The sequence below is a fragment of the Vibrio sp. 10N.261.55.A10 genome, assembly GCF_041470825.1.
Lineage (GTDB): Bacteria > Pseudomonadota > Gammaproteobacteria > Enterobacterales > Vibrionaceae > Vibrio > Vibrio crassostreae_C.
Genome location: NZ_JBFRNC010000016.1, coordinates 91,032 through 112,394, shown reverse-complemented (window position 1 = coordinate 112,394; position 21,363 = coordinate 91,032). Strand labels below are relative to the sequence as shown.

The window sequence follows — 21,363 nt, the reverse complement described above, 5'->3', positions numbered from 1 at the left end:
GGTGGCGACGGTATTCTTACCGACAACGGTAATGGTACATACACCTTTGCGCCAAATGAGAACTTCAATGGCGACGTAAACTTCGGCTTCGATGTGTCAGACGGAACCGATACGGTCTCTGCCAACATCGATGTAAGTGTGACTACGGTTGATGATGCGCCTGTGTCTGGTGACCTAGCGTACTCAATCGATGAAGACGGTTCTATCCGTTTAAGCCAAGAGCAATTGCTATCGCAAGCGTCAGATGTTGAAGGCGATGACCTGACAGCTAGCGACCTTACGGTTGGTGGAGATGCGACGGTTGTAGCTAATGATGACGGCAGCTTCACCATCACGCCAGATGAGAACTTCAATGGTGACATCGATATCAGCTTCGATATCTCAGATGGTACTAATACGGTTCAAGCATCAGCTGACCTAACCGTTAACCCAGTTAATGACCTGCCAGTACCTCAAGAACAACAGTTCAGCGTTGAAGAAGACGGCACGTTAATCTTTACTGATGCCGACCTGTTAACAGGCGCTACCGACATTGAAGGTGATAACCTAACGGTTGAAGGTGTGACCTACGATGGTGGTGACGGCATTCTTACTGACAACGGTAATGGAACTTACACCTTCGCACCAAATGAGAACTTCAATGGTGATGTAAACTTCGGTTTCGATGTATCTGACGGTACCGATACAGTGTCAGCGAACATCGACGTAAGCGTAACAGCGGTTGATGATGCGCCTGTATCGGGTGACCTAGCGTACTCAATCGATGAAGATGGTTCGATTCGTCTAAGCCAAGAGCAATTGCTTTCTCAAGCATCTGACGTAGAGGGCGATGACCTTACGGCTAGCGGCCTAACGGTTGGTGGTGATGCAACGGTTGTAGCTAACGATGATGGCAGTTTCACCATCACGCCAGATGAGAACTTCAATGGCGACATTGATATCAGCTTCGATATCTCTGATGGCACCAATACCGTTCAAGCATCGGCTGACCTAACGGTTAACCCAGTAAACGACCTACCAGTACCTCAAGATCAACAGTTCAGTATTGCAGAAGACGGTACTTTACAGTTCACAGACGCGGATCTGCTTACAGGCGCGACAGACGTTGAAGGTGATAACCTGACGGTTGAGGGCATCACTTATGAAGGCACTGATGGCGTACTGACTGACTTGGGTGAGGGATCATATAGCTTTGCTCCAAACGAAAACTTCAATGGTGATGTGAGCTTTAGCTTCGATGTGTCAGACGGTACCGATACCGTGTCTGCAAACATTGATGTTAGCGTGACTCCTGAGAACGATCCGCCTGTTGCGGGCTCAACGTCCTACACGGTGAATGAAGATAATTCGATTACCATTTCTGATGCACAACTATTGGCAACATCTTCAGATATTGAAGGTGATGTATCGATAGACAGCGTGACTTACTCTGGTAGCGACGGTGTCCTCGAAATCAATGGTAACGGCACTTACACCTTCTCGCCAAATGAGAACTTCAGCGGTGAAATTGCACTGGATGTGGTTGTTGCTGATGAAGATGGTGCGACCGACTCAACGACCGCGGGCATCAATGTTCTTGAAGTGAACGATCCGCCGGTTGCAGGCCCTACGTCTTACACCATTGATGAAGACTCAGTACTTACCTTCAGTGAGTCTCAAGTGTTGCTTAACGCCTCAGATGTAGAAGGGGATGTTGAGCTTGTTGGTATTAGCTACGATGGCCCTGAGGGTATCTTCTCAGTAAATGGTGACGGCACTTGCAGCTTCGCTCCAAATGAGAACTTTAATGGCCAAGTTCAGCTTGATGTCACCATTCGTGATGAAGATGGTGCAGAAGTGGAAACCGTCATCAATGTTGACGTATTACCAATCAATGATGCGCCAGTGTCTGGTGATTTGGCTTACAACGTTAACGAAGATGGTTCAATCACACTGAGCCAAGATCAGCTGTTGTCTCAAGCGTCCGATGTAGAAGGCGAAGATCTAACCGCAAGTGACTTAACAGTTGGTGGTGATGCGACGGTTGTAGCTAACGATGACGGCAGTTTCACGATTACGCCAGATGAAAACTTCAACGGTGACATTGATATTCAATTCAACATCACTGACGGTACTGACACGGTTCAAGCAACCGCCGATCTTACTGTTAACCCAGTTAATGACTTGCCGGTTCCTCAAGACCAACAATTCAGTATCGCAGAAGACGGTACGCTTCAATTTACAGACGCCGACTTACTTACCGGTGCCACCGATATTGATGGCGACGACTTAACCGTTGAAGGTATTAGCTATACAGGTGGTGATGGCGTACTGACCGACCACGGTGATGGTACTTATACCTTTGCGCCAAACGAGAACTTCAATGGCGATGTGAACTTCAGTTTCGATGTGTCTGATGGCACAGAAACCGTTAGCGCTAACATTGATGTGAGTGTGACTCCTGAGAACGATCCGCCAGTTGCGGGTTCAACCTCATACATGGTCAATGAAGACAATGCCATCACAATTTCTGATGAACAGTTGCTAGCTAACTCTTCGGATATTGAAGGTGCGGTGTCGGTTGATACTGTGACTTACAGTGGCACTGATGGTGTGTTCCAAGATAACGGCGATGGCAGCTATACCTTCCTTCCTAATGAAAACTTCAGCGGTGATATCAGCCTTGATGTGATTGTTGCAGATGAAGAAGGTGCAATTGATGAAACCACAGCAGGTATTACCGTTCTTGAAGTGAACGATCCACCAGTTGCGGGTCCAACGTCATACACCATTGACGAAGATTCGGTTCTGACGTTCAGTGAATCTCAGATTCTTGTGAATGCTTCGGATGTCGAAGGAGATGTAGAACTTGTTGGCATTAACTACGATGGCTCTGACGGTATCTTCACTGTAAATGGTGATGGTACATGCAGCTTTGCACCCAACGAAAACTTCAATGGTCAGGTTCAACTGGGTGTGACCATTCAAGATGAAGATGGCGCAACGGTTGAAACACACATTAACGTTGATGTATTGCCAATCAATGATGCGCCAGTATCGGGCGATTTGGCTTACACCATCAATGAAGATAGCTCCATCACGCTAAGCCAAGAGCAATTGCTAGCAAGAGCAGGTGATATCGATAGCGACAACTTAGAAGCTATCAACCTATCTACTGATGAAAATGCGACCATCCAACACAATGATGATGGCAGCTACACCATCACACCGAACGCAGATTACAACGGTGACCTAGATCTGAACTTCGATATCATCGATAACGATGGTGGTTCAGTTCAAGTTGGCCTAGACATTACCGTGAATCCGGTTAATGACTTGCCACAAGCGCAAGATCAACAGTTCACGATTGAAGAAGACGGTACGTTACTCTTCACCGATGCTGACCTGCTTGTAGGCGCGTCGGATGTTGATGGTGACGAGCTGTCGATTGAAAACGTGCTCTACACTGGTGCAGATGGTGTTCTTAGCGATAATGGCGACGGCACATATAGCTTTGCTCCAAACGAGAACTTCAATGGTGATGTTCAATTCTCATTCGATGTCTCTGACGGTACTGATTCAACATCAGCTGTTATTGATGTCAGCGTAACGCCTGAGAATGATCCACCAGTTGCAGGTTCAACATCGTACACCGTTCAAGAAGATGGCCAAATCACGATCAGTGATGAGCAACTATTGGCAAACTCTTCCGATGTAGAAGGCGATGTATCACTGTCTGGAGTATCGTACTCCGGTGATGACGGCTCTTTTGTTGATAATGGCAATGGTACTTACACCTTTACGCCAAATGAAAACTTCGATGGTGATATTTCACTAGACGTTGTTGTCGTTGACGAAGACGGTGCAACCGCAACTACAACCGCTGGCATCGATGTTATTGCTGTGAATGACGGCCCTGAAACATCTGGTATTCAGGCTGAAGTCGACGAAGATAATTCAATCACCATTACTCAAGAGCAGTTACTCGCTAATGCGACCGATGTTGAAGGTGATGAGTTAACGGCATCTAACCTACAAACCAACGATCCAGATGCGACAATTGTTACTAATGACGATGGTTCATTCACTATTACGCACACAGAAAACTTCAATGGCGAGTTGGACTTCACATACAGTATCAGTGATGGTGAGAATGAAGTTCTGACGACACTCGACTTGACGGTTAACCCTGTCAACGATGCGCCAGAAGCGGGCGATGAAATCTTCATCCAAGCGCAAGAAGACCAAACAGTTGGTGTGACACTTCGTGAAGAACCAGCACTACGTTTAGACCAAGCGCCAGAAAACGGCATCATTGAAGCAAATGTTAATGACGAATGGGTGGTACTGGAAGTAGGACAAGAAGTTCCTGCAGATACCGAAGTGCGCTTTGTTCCAAGTGAAGATGCTCTTGCTGAAGGTACACACACCACACAAATCGGTACGTTTGACGATAACGCGAGTGTGGATGATTGGGGTACAGAAGTTGACCCTTATACGCGTGAGTTCTCAGATGGTGACTTAACGGTAACTGTTCAAAGTAACGATGACCCTCTTGGTGCCTGGAATGGCAACACCCACATTGGTCATGGTATCGGTGATACTGACCGCCAAGGCTTAAGTGGTGATGAGAAACTGACGGTTTCAGTTGAAGGTCAAGACATCAATGAAATCAGTTTCCACCTAGATGGTTTGGGTGGCTGGTTCATGGAAGAGTCTCGTCACTTTACAGAAGTAGAAATCAAAGCGTTCAATGAGGATGGCGACCTAATTGACTCGATGACTTACCACAAAGAAGACCGTGGTACTTTCGAGACAGATTACACGCTAACGGTTGATCAACCAGTGTCCTACTTTGAGCTCGGTACCGTGCAAGGTAATGGTACTTACGTCGTTCAAAACATGACAGTGTCACAAACTTGTCATGATGAAGCGGTGTTTACATCGATTGGTGTCGATGGCTCAGAGATTACTGAAACGGTTGAGTTGAATATCCATGCGGGTGACAACGAAATCGAGTTAACGGCTGATCTTCCGAATATTACTGTCGATACCGATGGTTCTGCCCAGTTTGCTTCGGTTGTGATTACCGAAGAGCAACTACTGGCGCAAGCATCTGATATTGATGGCGACGACCTTGATATTGAAAATCTAGAGCTAGTGGGTGAAAACTCAGAGCATGCAACACTCACCGATAATGGTGATGGCACTTGGACGGTAACACCGGATGAAAACTTCCATGGTGAAATCGAACTTGGTTACCAAGTTACCGATGGTGAGCTGACAGACAGCAATATCATCAATATCAATTTCGAATCAGTAAATGATGCGCCAATCGTTTCTGGCCCGATTGTTCTATCGACAGATGAAGATGAAGGTATCACGTTCAGTGCAGATGACTTGCTAGCGAACACCACAGATGTGGAAGGCGATACGCTGTCTATTTCTGACATCACTTACGGTGGTGATAACGGTGAGCTAGTTGATAACGGCGATGGTACGTTTACCTTCATGCCGAATGAAAACTTCAATGGTGAAATCGACATCGACTACAAGGTGTTTGATGGAACTGATGAAGTTGCAACGCATCTAGACCTAACGGTCGTACCAGTCAATGATGTGCCGGTTCCGGGTGAACCATTGCACACCCAAATGCTTGAAAACGGCTCCATGATCATCGAAGCGAAAGACCTATTGTCTGGTGCTACCGATGTTGATGGCGACATTCTTCATGTCGAAAACCTATTACTTGCAGACCAAACGCAAGGTACGTTAACGGATAACGGTGATAATACCTTTACCTTCGAACCTGCAGAAGACTTCTACGGTGAAGTGAATCTGACTTTCGATATCAGTGATGGCCAAGCAAGCGCACCAAGTACAGCAAGAGTTGACGTTGAAATTGTCAATGAAGGCCCAGAGGTTGGTGGTCCAATTGAAGCCGCTGTTGATGAAGATGGTTCAATCACTATCACTCAAGAGGATCTGTTAGCGAATGCGACGGATGTCGATGGCGACAACCTTGAAGCCGTTAACTTAGCGACCAACGATCCAAATGCGGTTGTTGTAGAAAACCCAGACGGTAGCTTCACTATTACACCAAGTGCAGATTTCTTTGGTGAGATTGAGTTTACTTATGATGTCACTGACGCGATCGAAACTGTTGCGGCTGACCTCAACCTAACCGTAAACCCTATCAACGATGCTCCAGACGTGCCTGACATGTCTTTCACTACGGAAGACGGTCAAGCGATTACCATTACCGAAGCTGAACTATTAGAACAAGCGACAGACATTGAAGGCGACGAACTGTCAGTTGTGAATGTGACGAGTGCAAGCGACACGGTAGAAGTCACAGACAATGGCGATGGAACATACACATTAACACCAGAGCAGGGCTTCTTCGGTAACGTTGACTTAGCGTTTGATGTGAGCGATGGCACTGATGTGGTTGCCGCAAACATCGACCTAAAAGTTGAGTTCGTCAACGATGCGCCAGAAGCGACGCCAATGGTGGCAGATGTCGACGAAGATGGTTCAATCCTCGTTACACAAGAAATGTTGTTGGAGAACGCGAGCGACCAAGATGGCGATGAGTTGTTTGCAAGCGCGCTTGAAACTAACGATCCAAATGCCAGCATTGTAGACAATGGTGATGGCACGTACACAGTGACACCTTCAGAGAACTTCAATGGCGATATTGCATTCACTTATGAGGTGAGCGACGGTGAGCTGAGCACGTCTAATGATATGACATTGACCGTTAATCCGGTGAATGACATTCCAATTGTTGCTCCAGGAATGTACCACATCGAAGAGGATGGCAGCATCCTGTTCACTCAAGAAGATCTATTGAGTGCTGCAATTGATATTGATGGCGACGACCTAAGCGTTACCAGCATCAATTACTCTGGTGATGAAGGCACAGTAACCGACAACGGCGATGGCACGTTCAGCTTCGTTCCTGAAGAGCACTTCAGTGGTGATCTGCAGTTCAGCTTTACTGTGACAGACGGTACGGATGAAGTTGAACAAGACATTAATGTTCACATTGAAGCAGTTGCTGATGCGCCTGACTTAGTTATCACGGATGGTGATGGTGTTAACGTCGACGACCAGGCGATTTTGGTTGAGCCAGGCGGTATTGTTGAACTGAACATTGCTGCGGCACTTGTCGACCAAGACTTGTCTGAAACACTCACTGTTACAGTAGATGGTGTGCCAGAAGGTTCGGTTATTCAATACGATAACGAAGGCGTTCTGAATGACCAAGAGAACGGTATCACCAGTTACAACGACACTGAAATCACAGTAACGTTTGAAGGTGAGACGGCTGGCTACCAAAACGCTGCGGGTTACTACAAAGTAGACGAAGATGGCAACATCACAGGTGTTGAAGTTGTTTACGAAAACGCATCACAAGTTGGTGGTGGCGGCGACCTTGTTCCAGGGCAAGATCAATTCAGCTTCCAAGTCGAGGAAGGCGAAAGCTTTAACCTGTTCTTAATTCCAAACGGACATCAGCACAACGACTTTGATGCGATGCAAGACGGTCAGTACGAGTTCCGTGCTGAGGATGGTTCGCCTGCGAACATGGATACGGTTGATCCTCAACTTGTCTTTGTGGCTGCTGATGGAACCGAGACAGTGATTCAAGGCCAAAATGGTGACGCGATCTTCCATGGTGGTTCAAGCTCTCAGCTAAACCAAGATGGTATCGAACATACTCGTACTACGGTTAATGAAGACGGCGAGCTAGTTTACGGATTTGAAGATTTGTATGGCGGCGGTGATGCTGACTATTCTGACTTCAACTTCACAATCGATGTCGGTGAAGTGAACAGCCAAATCTACAGCGGTGAAGTAACGGTTGGCCCTGATGGTACGGTGAACTTACCAACAACGGCTATCGAAAATGCGTTACAAATCCAGTTACCAGAAGACTTCAATGAGCAGCTTGAAGTTCATGTAACCGCAACTGCGACAGAGTTATCGAATGATGATTCTGAAACGGTATCTCAAACCATCTACATTAACGCGACAGGCGCACACATTGAGCACGCACCTGAAGCACTTCCGGTTTCTGCAACGGTTGAAGAAGATGGTTCAATCATCATTACGCAAGAAGACTTATTGGCTAATGCGCGTGATTTAGATGGCGATCAGTTGACGGCTCTGAATTTAGCAACCGATGATGAGAGCGTTACGATTACCGATAACGGTGATGGTACGTACACATTAACGCCAGATGCTGATTTCAATGGCGATGTGAGCTTTACGTTTGATGTGTCTGATGGTGATGATGTTGTCTCTACCAACCTTGAGTTAACAGTTTCACCAGTAAATGACGGTCCAGAAGCACAAGACCACGCATTCACAGTCGGCGAAGATGGCGTGTTAACGTTCAATGACCAAGACCTATTAACAGGTGCAACGGACATTGAAGGGGACGACCTAAGTGTTGAAGGTGTAACTTACACTGGCGCAGATGGTGTCCTAACCGATAATGGCGATGGCACCTACAGTTTCGCGCCGAATGAAAACTTCAATGGCGATGTGAACTTCTCGTTCAATGTATCAGATGGAACCGATACGGTAACCGCTAACATTGATGTGAGCGTGACGCCAGAGAATGATCCTCCGGTTGCGGGTAGCACGTCTTACACGGTTCATGAAGACAACTCTATTACGATCAGTAACGAACAATTGCTAGCGAACTCTTCGGATATCGAAGGCGAAGTCGCAATTGATAACGTGACTTACAGTGGTAGCGACGGTGTTCTGGAAATCAACGGTGACGGCACATATACCTTCTCTCCAAACGAGAACTTCAATGGCGAAGTTAGCCTAGATGTTGTCGTGACGGATGAAGATGGTGCGACTGAAGCAACAACGGCGGGTATTACAGTCCTTGAGGTGAACGATCCGCCAGTTGCTGGCCCAACGTCATACACCATCGATGAAGATTCAGTACTGACTTTCAATGAGTCTCAAGTTCTGTTGAACGCTTCTGATATTGAAGGTGATGTTGAGCTTGTTGAGATCAACTACGACGGTCCAGACGGTATCTTCTCTATCAATGGTGACGGTACATGTAGCTTCGCTCCGAATGAAAACTTCAACGGCCAAGTTCAATTGGATGTAACCATTCAAGATGAAGACGGCGCTCAGGTTGATACGTTTATTACGGTTGATGTATTACCAATCAACGATGTACCAGTATCAGGTGACCTTGCATACAGTGTTGAGGAAGACGGTTCGATTACCTTGAGCCAAGAGCAACTTCTTTCGCAAGCGAGTGATGTAGATGGCGACGACCTTACTGCTTCTAACTTGATTGTTGATGGAGACGCGACGGTTGTTGCTAACGATGACGGCAGCTTTACCGTTACGCCAGATGCGAACTTCAATGGTGACATTGACCTAACGTTCGACATTAGCGATGGTACAGATACGCTGGTTGCGACGGCTGACCTAACCGTTAACCCAGTCAATGACCTTCCACAACCACAAGATCATACGTTCAGCATCGGCGAAGACGGCATCTTGAACTTCACTGATGAAGACTTGCTGACAGGTGCGACTGACATTGATGGGGATGACCTGTCGGTTGAAGGCGTTACTTACACAGGTGCGGATGGTGTTCTTACTGATAATGGCGATGGAAGCTACAGCTTTGCGCCAAACGAGAACTTCAATGGTGATGTGAACTTCAGTTTTGATGTGTCAGATGGCACGGATACAGTTCAAGCCAACATTGATGTCAGCGTGACACCAGAGAACGATCCACCGGTTGCAGGTAGCACGTCTTACACCGTTCATGAAGACAACTCAATTACCATCAGTGTCGAACAGTTACTTGCTAACTCTTCTGACATTGAAGGTGATGTGGCAGTCGATAGCGTGACTTACACTGGCGCTGACGGTGTCTTTGAAGACAACGGTGACGGTACTTACACCTTCTCACCAAACGAAAACTTCAACGGCGAAGTTAGCCTTGATGTTGTCGTAACTGATGAAGAGGGCGCAACTGAAGCGACCACCGCGGGTATTACTGTACTTGAAGTGAACGATCCACCAATCGCAGGCTCAACCAGCTACTCAGTCAACGAGGACGAAGTTATCACCATCAGTTCAGAGCAACTGTTGGCAAACGCTTCTGATATCGAAGGTGAAGTGGCGATTGATAGCGTTAACTACACAGGTTCAGACGGTATCTTTACCGACAATGGTGACGGAACATTCAGCTTCGCACCTAACGCTAACTTCGATGGCGACGTAAGCCTTGATGTTGTCGTTACTGATGAAGAAGGCGCAACCGTAGCGACCAACGCAAGCATTGATGTTCTGCCTGTTAACGATGCTCCGGTATCGGGCGACTTGGCGTACAGCGTGGACGAAGATGGCTCAATTACCTTGAGCCAAGAGCAATTACTTGCTCAAGCGAGTGATGTTGACGGCGATGACTTAACAGCGGCTAACTTAACTGTTGGTGGTGATGCGACAGTTACAGCAAACGATGATGGTAGTTTCACTATCACGCCAGATGCTAACTTCAATGGCGACATTGATTTGAACTTCGACATTACCGATGGTGATGCGACGCTTCAAGCAACGGCTGACCTAACGGTTAATCCAGTTAATGACTTGCCAACAGTCGGTGAGCCACAATTTGTGACTCAAGAAGACACCAGCTTTACCTTCACAGAAGAGCAACTGCTGCAAAATGCGGGCGACATTGATGGCGATAACTTATCGGTTGAAAATGTGGCTTCAGATAGCGGTACTTTGGTAGATAACGGCGACGGCACTTACACATTCGCACCGAATGAAAACTTCGACGGTAATGTGAATGTGACGTTCGACGTGAATGACGGTACCGCGACAGTACCAGCAGAAGCGACAATTGATGTTCAATCTGTGGTTGATATGCCAGAGCTGTCGATTGCTTCTGACCTAGTGATTGCTTCAGACAACTTCGAGTCTGGCTCAAACGGTTGGAATACAGGCACAGAAAGCTCTCAAGGCTTCGAGTCGGGTGACATGCTAGGTCGTATTGGTGGAACGGGCGGTGATGAAGCCGTCAGCAAAACTTACGACATTCCAAGTGATGTGAGCGAAGTTAATATCTCGTTTAGCTTCTACGAAATTGACTCTTGGGATGGTGAGTCGTTCCAAATCTTTGTTGGTGGCGAAGAGCTTACTTCGTTAGATAATTCTGCGTTCCGTACTCAAGATGGCACAACAACGCTTTACGATTCAGAAGGAAATGAAGTCGGCGAAGTGGTTCACGGCGTGTCGCAAGGTGAAGGCTTCAGTGGTTGGAACGACCAAGCACACCAAATCAACCTAACGGTACCCGTTGAAGACGGCCAACTTGAGTTAGGCTTCGGTTCAACCTTGAATCAAGGTGTAAGTGATGAGTCGTTTGGCATCGATAACATTGAAATCACAGTGTCTGACGCGGATTACCAAATCATTGGTACCGAAGATACACCTGTACCACTTGATATTGATGCGGCGCTTACTGATACCGATGGTTCAGAAAACCTTACTATTTTGATTGAAGATGTGCCGGAAGGCAGCTCGCTTTCTGCAGGTACCGATAACGGTGATGGCACTTGGTCATTGCAACCAGGCGAGCTAGAAGGGCTAGAGTTTATCCCTTCAGGTGACTTCAATGGTGATGTGGTTCTAACTGTGAATGCAACATCAACAGATGTTGATACCGGTACAACCGCAACAGCTACGCAAGACGTGACGATTCACATCTCACCTGCGAACGATGCTCCAGAAGTTGACGGTGATATTAGTGCCGTTACAGCCGAAGATAACAGCATCACGCTAACTCAAGAGCAGTTGCTAGAGCACGCTGTCGACATTGATGGTGATGACCTATCAGCAATCAACCTAACCACCAATGATGAAAATGCGACCGTTCAAATGAACGACGATGGCAGTTTCACCATTACACCGAGTGAAAACTTCAACGGTAATATCGAATTTAGTTACGATGTCACCGATGGAGAGGACATGGTCGCTGCTGGCCTAGACTTGACGGTAACACCTGTCAATGATGCGCCAGAGCCACAAGACCAAGCATTCACTATTGGTGAAGATGGGGTTCTTAACTTCACTGACGCTGACCTGTTAACGGGTGCGACGGATGTTGAAGGTGATGACCTAACAGTCGAAGGTGTGACATACACTGGTGCTGATGGTGTGCTTACCGACAATGGTGACGGAAGCTACAGCTTTGCGCCAAACGAGAACTTCAATGGTGATGTGAACTTCAGCTTTGATGTGTCAGATGGCACGGATACGGTTCAAGCCAACATTGATGTGAGCGTGACGCCTGAGAACGATCCACCAGTGGCGGGTAGCACGTCTTACACTGTGCATGAAGACAACTCAATCACGATCAGTAACGAACAGCTATTAGCCAACTCTTCAGATATTGAAGGTGAGGTTGCGATTGATAGCGTGACTTACACTGGCAGTGACGGTGTGTTCGAAGACAACGGTGACGGCACTTACACCTTCTCGCCAAACGAGAACTTCAATGGTGATGTGAGCTTAGCGGTTGTTGTTACCGATGAAGAAGGGGCAACAGAAGCGACCACCGCGGGAATCACCGTACTTGAGGTGAACGATCCGCCAATCGCAGGCTCAACCAGCTACTCAGTCAACGAAGATGAAGTTATCACCATCAGTGCAGAGCAACTGTTGGCGAACTCTTCTGATATTGAAGGTGAAGTGGCGATTGATAGTGTTACTTACACAGGCGCTGACGGTATCTTTACTGACAACGGCAACGGCACATTCAGCTTTGCACCGAACGCAAACTTCGATGGCGATGTTAGCCTAGATGTAGTGGTGACAGATGAAGACGGTGCGACAGTAGCCACCAGCGCAAGTATTGATGTTCTTCCAATTAATGATCCACCAGTATCGGGTGACTTGGCATACAGCATTGATGAAGATGGTTCGATTACTCTGACTCAAGAGCAGTTGCTGTCTCAAGCATCTGATGTGGATGGCGATGATCTTACCGCTGCCAACCTAACCGCCGGTGATAACGCGACCGTTACGGCAAACGATGATGGTTCATTTACCATTACCCCGGATGCTGACTTTAATGGCGATATTGACCTAAGCTTCGACCTTTCTGATGGTACTGAAACGGTTGTTGCAACGGCTGACCTTACTGTGAATCCAGTGAATGACATCGCAGTTGTAGAAGATGTCGCTTACACCATTGAAGAAGACGGTTCGCTTACCTTTACGGACGAGCAACTGCTAGCAGGTGCTTCTGATATTGATGGTGATGAGCTTTCAGTTGCCGACGTGTCTTACACTGGCGCAGAGGGTGTGTTTACCGACAATGGCGATGGAACCTACACCTTTGCACCGAACGAGAACTTCAACGGTGACGTAAGCCTAGACTTCTCAGTATCTGACGGTACAGAGACGGTCGATGCTAACATCGACGTAACGGTAACAGACGTTAACGATGCACCAGTGGCAGGCGCAACGTCTTACCAAATGAACGAAGATGGCACCATCACATTGAGCCCTGAGCAGTTGATTGCTAATAGCTCCGATGTGGACGGTGAAGTGTCGCTTGATAGCGTGAGCTACTCAGGTGCAGACGGTATCTTGGTTCAAAATGAAGATGGGTCGGTAACGTTCGCACCAAACGAAAACTTTAACGGCGACATCAACCTTGATGTGACGGTTATTGATGACGACGGTGCAACGGCTCAGACTACCGCTGGTATTGAAGTTATTGCAGTTAACGACGCACCAGTGGCCGGAAACGTGGCTTACTCGGTTGATGAAGACGGTTCAATTACGCTATCTCAAGAGCAGTTGCTGGCTAACGCATCCGATGTTGATGGTGATGCACTAACCGCAAGCAACCTATCTGCAGGTGACAATGCGACCGTAACAGCGAACGAAGATGGTTCATTTACTATCACTCCGGATGCTGATTTCAACGGTGACATTGATTTGAGCTTCGATGTGTCAGATGGCCTTGAAACTGTTCAAGCTGGAGTCGACCTAACGGTTAACCCAGTCAATGACCTACCAACAGCAGAAGACCAAAACTTTACTGTTGAGGAAGATGGAACGCTAATCTTCACGGATGCAGACCTACTAGCAGGTGCTGCAGACATTGACGGCGATGACTTGTCTATCGTTGACGTGTCTTACACGGGCGCAGAAGGTGTGTTCACTGATAACGGTGACGGCACTTATAGCTTTGCTCCGAACGAGAACTTCAATGGCGATGTCAACCTAGGCTTCACAGTGACTGATGGCACTGAGACAGTCGATGCCAATATTGGTGTGACGGTAACGGATGTTAACGATGCGCCGGTAGCGGGTTCTACGTCTTACCAAATGAACGAAGATGGCACCATCACAATCAGCCCTGAGCAGTTAATTGCTAATAGCTCTGACGTTGATGGTGAAGTGTCGCTTGAAAGTGTGACTTACACAGGCTCTGACGGCACCTTGGTTCAAAACGATAACGGGTCTGTGACCTTCACGCCAAACGAGAACTTTAATGGTGATATCAGCCTAGATGTGGTCGTGACCGATGATGACGGTGCGACTGCTACAACAACGGCAGGAATCGAAGTTCTGGCTGTGAACGATGGACCTGAGTCGGAGGATGTGAAACTAACCACAGCCGAAGACAGCACCATTCTTATCACACAAGACATGTTGTTAGCTCAAGCTACCGACATCGATAACACCGCAGACGAGCTGTCGGCTTCTGGTCTACAAATCGACCCTAGCTTGGGTGAGTTGCTAGATAACGAAGATGGTACTTGGTCATTTACACCAAACGAAAACTTCAATGGCGATGTGCCAATGACGTTTAACGTTAGCGATGGCCAAGAGACAATTTCAGTCGACGGCAACATCGATGTTACGCCAGTGAATGATGCACCTGAAGCGCCAACCATTGAGATGCAAGGCGAAGAAGATGTGGTCATGGTGATTGACCCTGCTTACATCGCGGGTCAAGTGACAGACCTTGATGGCGACGAGATCAGCATTGAGAGCATCACAGTACGAGCACCAGCGAATGCGACCTTAACTCAGCAACCAGACGGCATGTATCACTTAGTGACTACTCAAGACTTTAATGGCTTAGTAGAACTCGGTTATCAAGCTACTGACGGTGAAGAAGTGGTTGATGGCTCGCTGAATGTGGATGTCATTCCGGTTAACGACGCACCATTCAATGTCGGCAACGCAATGATGACCACAGACGAAGATGGCGCGTTCACCTTCGATGCTGGCGACTTGATGAACTTGTTCGGTGACATTGATACCGCAGATCTTGTTGTTTCTCGCATTATCACCGCAGACGGTGAAGATGGCGGAGAAGTTACAGACAACGGTGATGGTACTTGGACATTCACACCAACAGGCGACTTTGCGGGTGTTTCTGACCTACAAGTTGTCGTGAGTGACGGTGAGTTCGAAACGGTTCTCGATGTTCCTGTGTACGTACGTCCTGTCGCAGATGGCGCGGTTATTTCAACTGACCATGACGGTCCATTAGTCTTCGGCGAAGATGAAACGGGTCACTTGGGACTGAACGTTGGCCTAGTCGATGATTCAGAAACACTAAGTAACTTGGTGATGACAGGTTTCCCTGTTGGATTCGAGGTAACAGATGGTGTCAATACCGTGATGATCACCGAGCCGGGTCAATACATCGACCTGTTCGACTGGGATATCTCAAACATTCAAATGACGCCGCCTGAAGACTTCCATGGTGAGTTCTTCGTAACCGTAAGCGCAACAACGGTTGATTACGGAGATGAGCCGGAAGCGTTTGATGATGGTATCGATTCAGGTGATTTCGAAACTGTGGCGGGTGATTCCATCATCCTAACGGCGGACGACCTAATTGCTTTGGCTGAGAATGTGGATGCAGACAGCGATGATGAAGTGAAACTGGTTCATCTTGCCGACCGCAGCCAAGGTGAGATTGTCGATAATGGCGATGGCACTTGGACGTTCACACCTGCACCAGGCTTCACGGGCGAAGCAGACATTGCGTACGTAGTTGATAAAGATGGCGTGCTTCATGATGAGCAAACTGGCGTAGTCGTGAAAGAAGGTGACTCGCAAGAGAATGCAGCACCAGAAGTTAACAGCACCACAACGACGGAAATCGCAGCGGATGCCACCTTGTCGTTCACTGATGAAGACATGTTAGCGAATCTGAGCGATGCAGAAGGCGACAGCTTGAGCATTGAGTCAGTAAGCTTGATGGAAGGTCAGGGCGTAATTGAGAGCGATAACCAAGGTAACTATCAATTCACTCCTGCTGAAGACTACACCGGCGATGTTCAAGTTGGGTTTATAGCGACCGATGGCGAAAATCGCATCGAAAGCTTCTTCAATGTGGATATCCAAAGTGGCGATGAAGCAGCGGCGAGCGAAGGTTATACCTTAGCTGATGATGGTTCACTAACTATCACGGATGCACAGCTGGTGGATGAGTTAGGCGTCAGTGATTCTGCACAAGTTGTTGATGTTGCAGACGCGAACGATGCTGGCTTCTTTGCCGAATCAGGTGAAGGTGAGTGGACTTACTGGCCGAACGAAGACTTCGATGGCAATTTAGCGATGAATGTTGAAGTTAACGACGGCGGTGAAGTATCAAGTCACAGCTTAAGCATCCAAGTTGAAGATGATTCAGTACAAAGTGATGAACCACAAGTCCAAGCTGCTCAAGAAACAGAAGAGCAACAAGTGGAAGTGGCTCAACAAGCTGATGACCAAGCTCAAGATGCTGAAACTGAAGACAGTACAGCCGATGTAACCGCGGCACCGGGCGATACCATCTCTATCTCGATTCCAGATGAGGTGAGTGGTAACGAATCGGTTGATTACGCTGATATGTCTGGCTTACCTGAGGGCGCTACTGTGAGCAACGCACTGGATAACGGTGATGGTAGCTTCACAATCAGTGGCAACCTAGAGCAGCCTGTATCCGTTGAACTTCCAGAAGGTTATGAAGGTACTAGCGAGATCCAATTCCAAGGTTACGACGAATTGGGTAGCTCAATAGACGGTGCTAGCGGTTCTGTTGAAGTTGAGGTCGATGATCAATACACCATGCAAGGTTCTACGCAAGAACAGCAACCGGACATGGCGGGTATGGAATCTGGTGGCAGCGACTGGACAAGTTCAGGTGGTCAAGACCAAGGTGTTGACTTCACGGACGACTCTGGAAGCTTCGATTCAGATTCTCAAACTGGAACTGATCAAGGCAACGACTTCGACCAAAGCTCGATTTAATCGAGAGAGCTTAGTTTTAGTCTAAACCGACATTTAGTCTAAGCCAACAAGGAGATAGGGCAGCGTAAAGTTGCCCTCATTAAAGCCATGTAGAGTTATTGATACATGGCTTTTTTTAATTTTTTTGTTGTTTGTTTCGATAAATAAACTTGAGAACAGGTAAATATGTCCTTAATTATGAGAAGGGTCAGTTAGACAGGAGTGAGGGCATGTATCGTTATGTCAGTTCACCGCAAGCGTCGAAGTACATAGTGCCACCACCTCAACATCGAGAGTTGTCGAGTGTGGATGTGCCTGAGTCCGAATTAGAGATGCGAGAAATATTGAATAATTGGTTTGCTGATGGTTTAGCGCCCATTATTGAAAGTGAAGATGACTACATCTCTGCGAGCGATCACGTTCGATTTGAAAAGCTTAGCCGCACCGTTGGGATGTTGTTGAGAAACAAAGATTATTATTTTGCGGCTAAACGGATTTTATCAGTGTGGGAACAAGATTGTCTTGAAACCACTTATATCAATTATCTCATTTTGCGCAGTGAGCGAGTCACTTCTTTAAGGTAAGTTAATGGTGTGGCATTTGTCATTTTTCATTAGGCATTAGGCATTAGGGATTAGCGACTTAGGGTTCGTGTGCTTACGATCTTTTTATTTTTCTAACGAATCAGCAAACAAAAAGGGCAAGCTTGGAGGCTCACCCTAAAGGTCTTTGTTTTGGCTTAACGTTATTTTCAACTAATTCTCAACTGGGTTACGACTTACACCCAACCATCAAATTTGAGTCGTTTTTGAATTCTTTCGACCGCTTCTTTCTGCATTTGTCTAACACGTTCATTAGAAACATTCACATCCAACATTTGTCCGACCTCAGACAGCGTTTTCACCTTGTTATCAAAGAAACCAAAACGGTGGATGAGCACCTTTTGTAATTTTGGAGGAAGTGTATAGATGATTTGTTCTAGAGCTTGGGTAAAGGATTGATCCTCACAATCTTGTTGAGGGTCTGGGATATATTCACTTTCGCATTGATCAAGCACCATAGGCGCATGGCTAGTTCCAACCGTTGTCGTCACGTCAATAAACCCGCTTAACGCCACCAGTTGATCGACGCGTTCGGCCTTTACACCTGAACTGTCTGATAGCTCAGAAATTGAAACCTCTTTACTCATTTTTTTGCTTGCATCGAGCTTTTTTGAGGCGAGGCTGTTTATTTCTTTACACACGTGGGCTGGCAATCGAACGGTTCGACCCGTGTTCATGAGTGCGGCTTCAATGTTTTCGCGGATCCACCAAACAGCATAGGTTGAAAAACGATAGCCTGGTTCTGGATCGTATTTGTCGATGGCCTTAATCAAGCCAATGTTGCCTTCCTCGATCAGGTCGAGCAGGGTGAAATTATTGCCTTTACGTTTTAGGTAACTCTTTGCGATTTTCACAACAAGGCGCAGGTTTGATTCGATCATGACATCACGCGCTTTTTTATCACCCGCGCGATTCAATTTTGCGTAATACACCTCATCTTCACGCGACAGCAGATCAATGCCAACAATATCTTTCAGATAATGAGCATAAGGGTCTGCACTGGTAGAAAATGATTCGGTAATGGGTGTTTCATCCGTGAGCCCCTGAAACGCAGCAAAACTATCGTTGTTCATTTCCTTGTCCTTATCTAGCCGACTGAACGTTTTAGTTTTTTTATTATGCCACCAAGTGATTAACGCTTGGTTTCATTAGAGTGTAGATAACAATTTCTTCTTTACCAATAAATAAAATGCAATTTCGTATGTTTATGTCACAAAAAGATCTACAAATATTTAACTATTTTGCATCTCATCAAGTGTGTTGGTTTTTCGTTTAAAACATTAAGACGGATAGTTTATAAAGCATGTGTTATACATCGGTTTATCTAGATAAATGACGTGAATTTATAGGTGTGGGTTAGAACTATAATTGAGAGGAGAAATGATGAGAAAAATGTTAAGAGTCGAGGTTCAATGTTTCCAAGCACCTCAACTCTTTTAGCTGTGTCGGCTGTTAAGTATCGCCATGCACGTTTTAATTCTATCGACTAATAAGTGCTAAGAACCTCATCGATTTGCTGATTAATGATCTTCATTTCGCTGTAGATAACCGAAAGATCATCATCTTGCGGCGCAAGCTTATTGAGTGTGTTTTGTTCTACTCTTTCCAATGCAACTGTGGCCGTTTCTTCACCAAAGCTGGCTAAAATGCCTTTTAAGGTGTGCACGGTAAAATGAAGCTTGCCCCAATCTTGTTGTTGAACCAACTCTTCGATCTCTTGTAGCGAATTGCCATGGTCTTCTTGATATGTAGACAAAACGGCGTAAATGACGTCTCTGTCATTGTCTAAATAGGCGTTTAAAGCATCAAAGTCTAGCATGTGGACTCCTGTCGGCTGAATGTTGAAAATGGGCTAGGCGGCTTAGTGGAAAAACCATACCTTGATGAATCACTAATCCATTGATTCCATTTTGGAGGAAGTTCTAACTGTAATATTTCTTCTAGATAGTCGTCGCTAAGTTTCTCATCTATATGAGCTTTATTGACGGCGTATATATAGTCAAGTTTGGCGGCAACTGAATATGGGTAACTGTGAATGTAGTCCTTTATTTCTTGGATCGAACCCAAATTTTCAATGTTTATACACGTTGAAGGGTCGACATTTTTGGACTCAAGTTGGTGATTTATGGCTTCTCCACGAGATTTGAGACATTCCACTGTTAAATGATAAAGAGAGTACTCACCAAAGTGGGCGAGCATGGGTAATAACTGAGTGAGCAAATAAGTCGGTTGGCTGTGGAAATTGTTCGCTAACAGTGTCGAAGCTCTAATCACTTTTTTGTGGGCAATCTGAGGGCTATTTTCGATGAGCAATATGCTGCTCTGAAATAGGGCAAGGCTGGCCAAAACTTGCTGCTGTTGTTTTACCGGAAGTTTCAGGTTTACCAACTCGGTGAATTGGTTGGCGTGCTCAAGCAAAATACGTTTGTACTTTAGTTGCGTCTCGCGCTGATACGTTGCTTTTAAGGAATTAAAGTGCGCACCAATGGAATGGATGACATCAATGTCAGCAGCTGAAATGTGGGTTGCATACATCTCACCTAACTTTATGATCATATGTGTGTTATCTGCGTTCTCAGCTAAGTCGATGGCCCTGATTGCACGATGGCTGATGCTGGGAGTCATCTCAAATGCACGAATCGCTAATTTAAGAGCAGGCAGCAGCATTTTATGTTTTTCATAGATACAGCTTAAGCAGTCAATCACGCTCAATGAGAGTGGCTGTGCTATTAGAAAATTGTGGAGCTTATCTATGGCTAAATTTGGCTTGCCTAAGCTGTCGAGAATCAGCGCCTCAGCCACCAATTTGGTTGGGTGCATGTTGGTTTTGGAGTTGTTAATGACGCTAGAGAGTAACTGCCATTTCTTACCTGCAATTAAATGTTCAATCAATGTCGCTTCGAACTGAACGCTAGTACCATTAGGGGAGATCGCCAAAGCTTGAGCTAATCTCTCTTGACTGGCAATGGGATACAAATCATTCAGTTGGGTGAGTTTCTTTGAAACGGACACGGCACTTTGGATCTTTTTACCCAACGTTTGAGTATTAATCGGTTTAGAAACGAAGTGGTGTGCTTCACCTGAAAGGGCGGTTAATACTGTTTCCTGACGCATATCCCCAGAGAGCAAGATTGTCGCCACAGTATGATCGATGAGGCGGTTTCGATACAGAATGCCCAACAGCTCAAAGCCAGTAAAAGACTGTTCTAAGTGGTAGTCAATGAGGAGTACATGAAAAGAGTGTGTCTCGACCGCTTTAATGGCTTTTCGATAGTCGGTCGCAATAAAAATACAGTCGCGCGAAACTCCCAAACTAGCCAGTTGCTGCTTAATAAGTATTGTTGCGCTTTTAGAGTCGTCGACGATCAAAATTCGAAGGTCTGTTGGTAAGGTCAAATCCATTTTCCTTAATACCAAATGTTATGTTTAATTTAGGTGTCAAGTTGCACATTGTCAAGGTGCCTATATC

At 46.4% G+C, this 21,363-nt stretch carries 5 protein-coding genes; 2 read left to right on the top strand and 3 right to left on the bottom strand.

The window, feature by feature from the left end; all coding sequences use genetic code 11:
* Positions 1–17,313: tandem-95 repeat protein (locus tag AB4274_RS04725; RefSeq protein ID WP_372111184.1), on the top strand; the 17,313-nt coding region annotated here is incomplete at its 5' end.
* 209 nt (positions 17,314–17,522) lie between these two features.
* The gene (locus AB4274_RS04720; protein WP_017072193.1) at positions 17,523–17,876 is read left to right on the top strand and encodes a hypothetical protein; all 354 of its coding nucleotides are present in this window, start codon (positions 17,523–17,525) and stop codon (positions 17,874–17,876) included.
* Positions 17,877–18,070: 194 nt separating this feature from the next.
* Here AB4274_RS04720 and AB4274_RS04715 read toward each other — a convergent pair whose 3' ends face one another.
* The 3 genes from AB4274_RS04715 to AB4274_RS04705 all read right to left on the bottom strand — a co-directional run bounded on the left by AB4274_RS04715 (position 18,071) and on the right by AB4274_RS04705 (position 21,296).
* The gene (locus AB4274_RS04715) at positions 18,071–18,967 is read right to left on the bottom strand and encodes an RNA polymerase sigma factor RpoD/SigA (RefSeq protein ID WP_017060509.1); all 897 of its coding nucleotides are present in this window, start codon (positions 18,965–18,967) and stop codon (positions 18,071–18,073) included.
* A 413-nt stretch (positions 18,968–19,380) separates the two neighbouring features.
* Positions 19,381–19,713, bottom strand: coding sequence for an Hpt domain-containing protein (locus AB4274_RS04710; RefSeq protein WP_017060508.1), 333 nt, complete (start codon positions 19,711–19,713; stop codon positions 19,381–19,383).
* The gene (locus AB4274_RS04705; protein ID WP_017064673.1) at positions 19,707–21,296 is read right to left on the bottom strand and encodes a response regulator; all 1,590 of its coding nucleotides are present in this window, start codon (positions 21,294–21,296) and stop codon (positions 19,707–19,709) included. The genes AB4274_RS04710 and AB4274_RS04705 overlap by 7 nt, the downstream gene beginning before the upstream one ends.
* Between the last annotated feature and the right edge of the window lie 67 nt (positions 21,297–21,363).

Coding starts and splice junctions, on each gene's coding strand:
- AB4274_RS04715 (WP_017060509.1), bottom strand. CDS start 18,967: ATGAACAACGATAGTTTTGCTGCGTTTCAGGGGCTCACGGATGAAACA.
- AB4274_RS04720 (WP_017072193.1), top strand. CDS start 17,523: ATGTATCGTTATGTCAGTTCACCGCAAGCGTCGAAGTACATAGTGCCA.
- AB4274_RS04710 (WP_017060508.1), bottom strand. CDS start 19,713: ATGCTAGACTTTGATGCTTTAAACGCCTATTTAGACAATGACAGAGAC.
- AB4274_RS04705 (WP_017064673.1), bottom strand. CDS start 21,296: ATGGATTTGACCTTACCAACAGACCTTCGAATTTTGATCGTCGACGAC.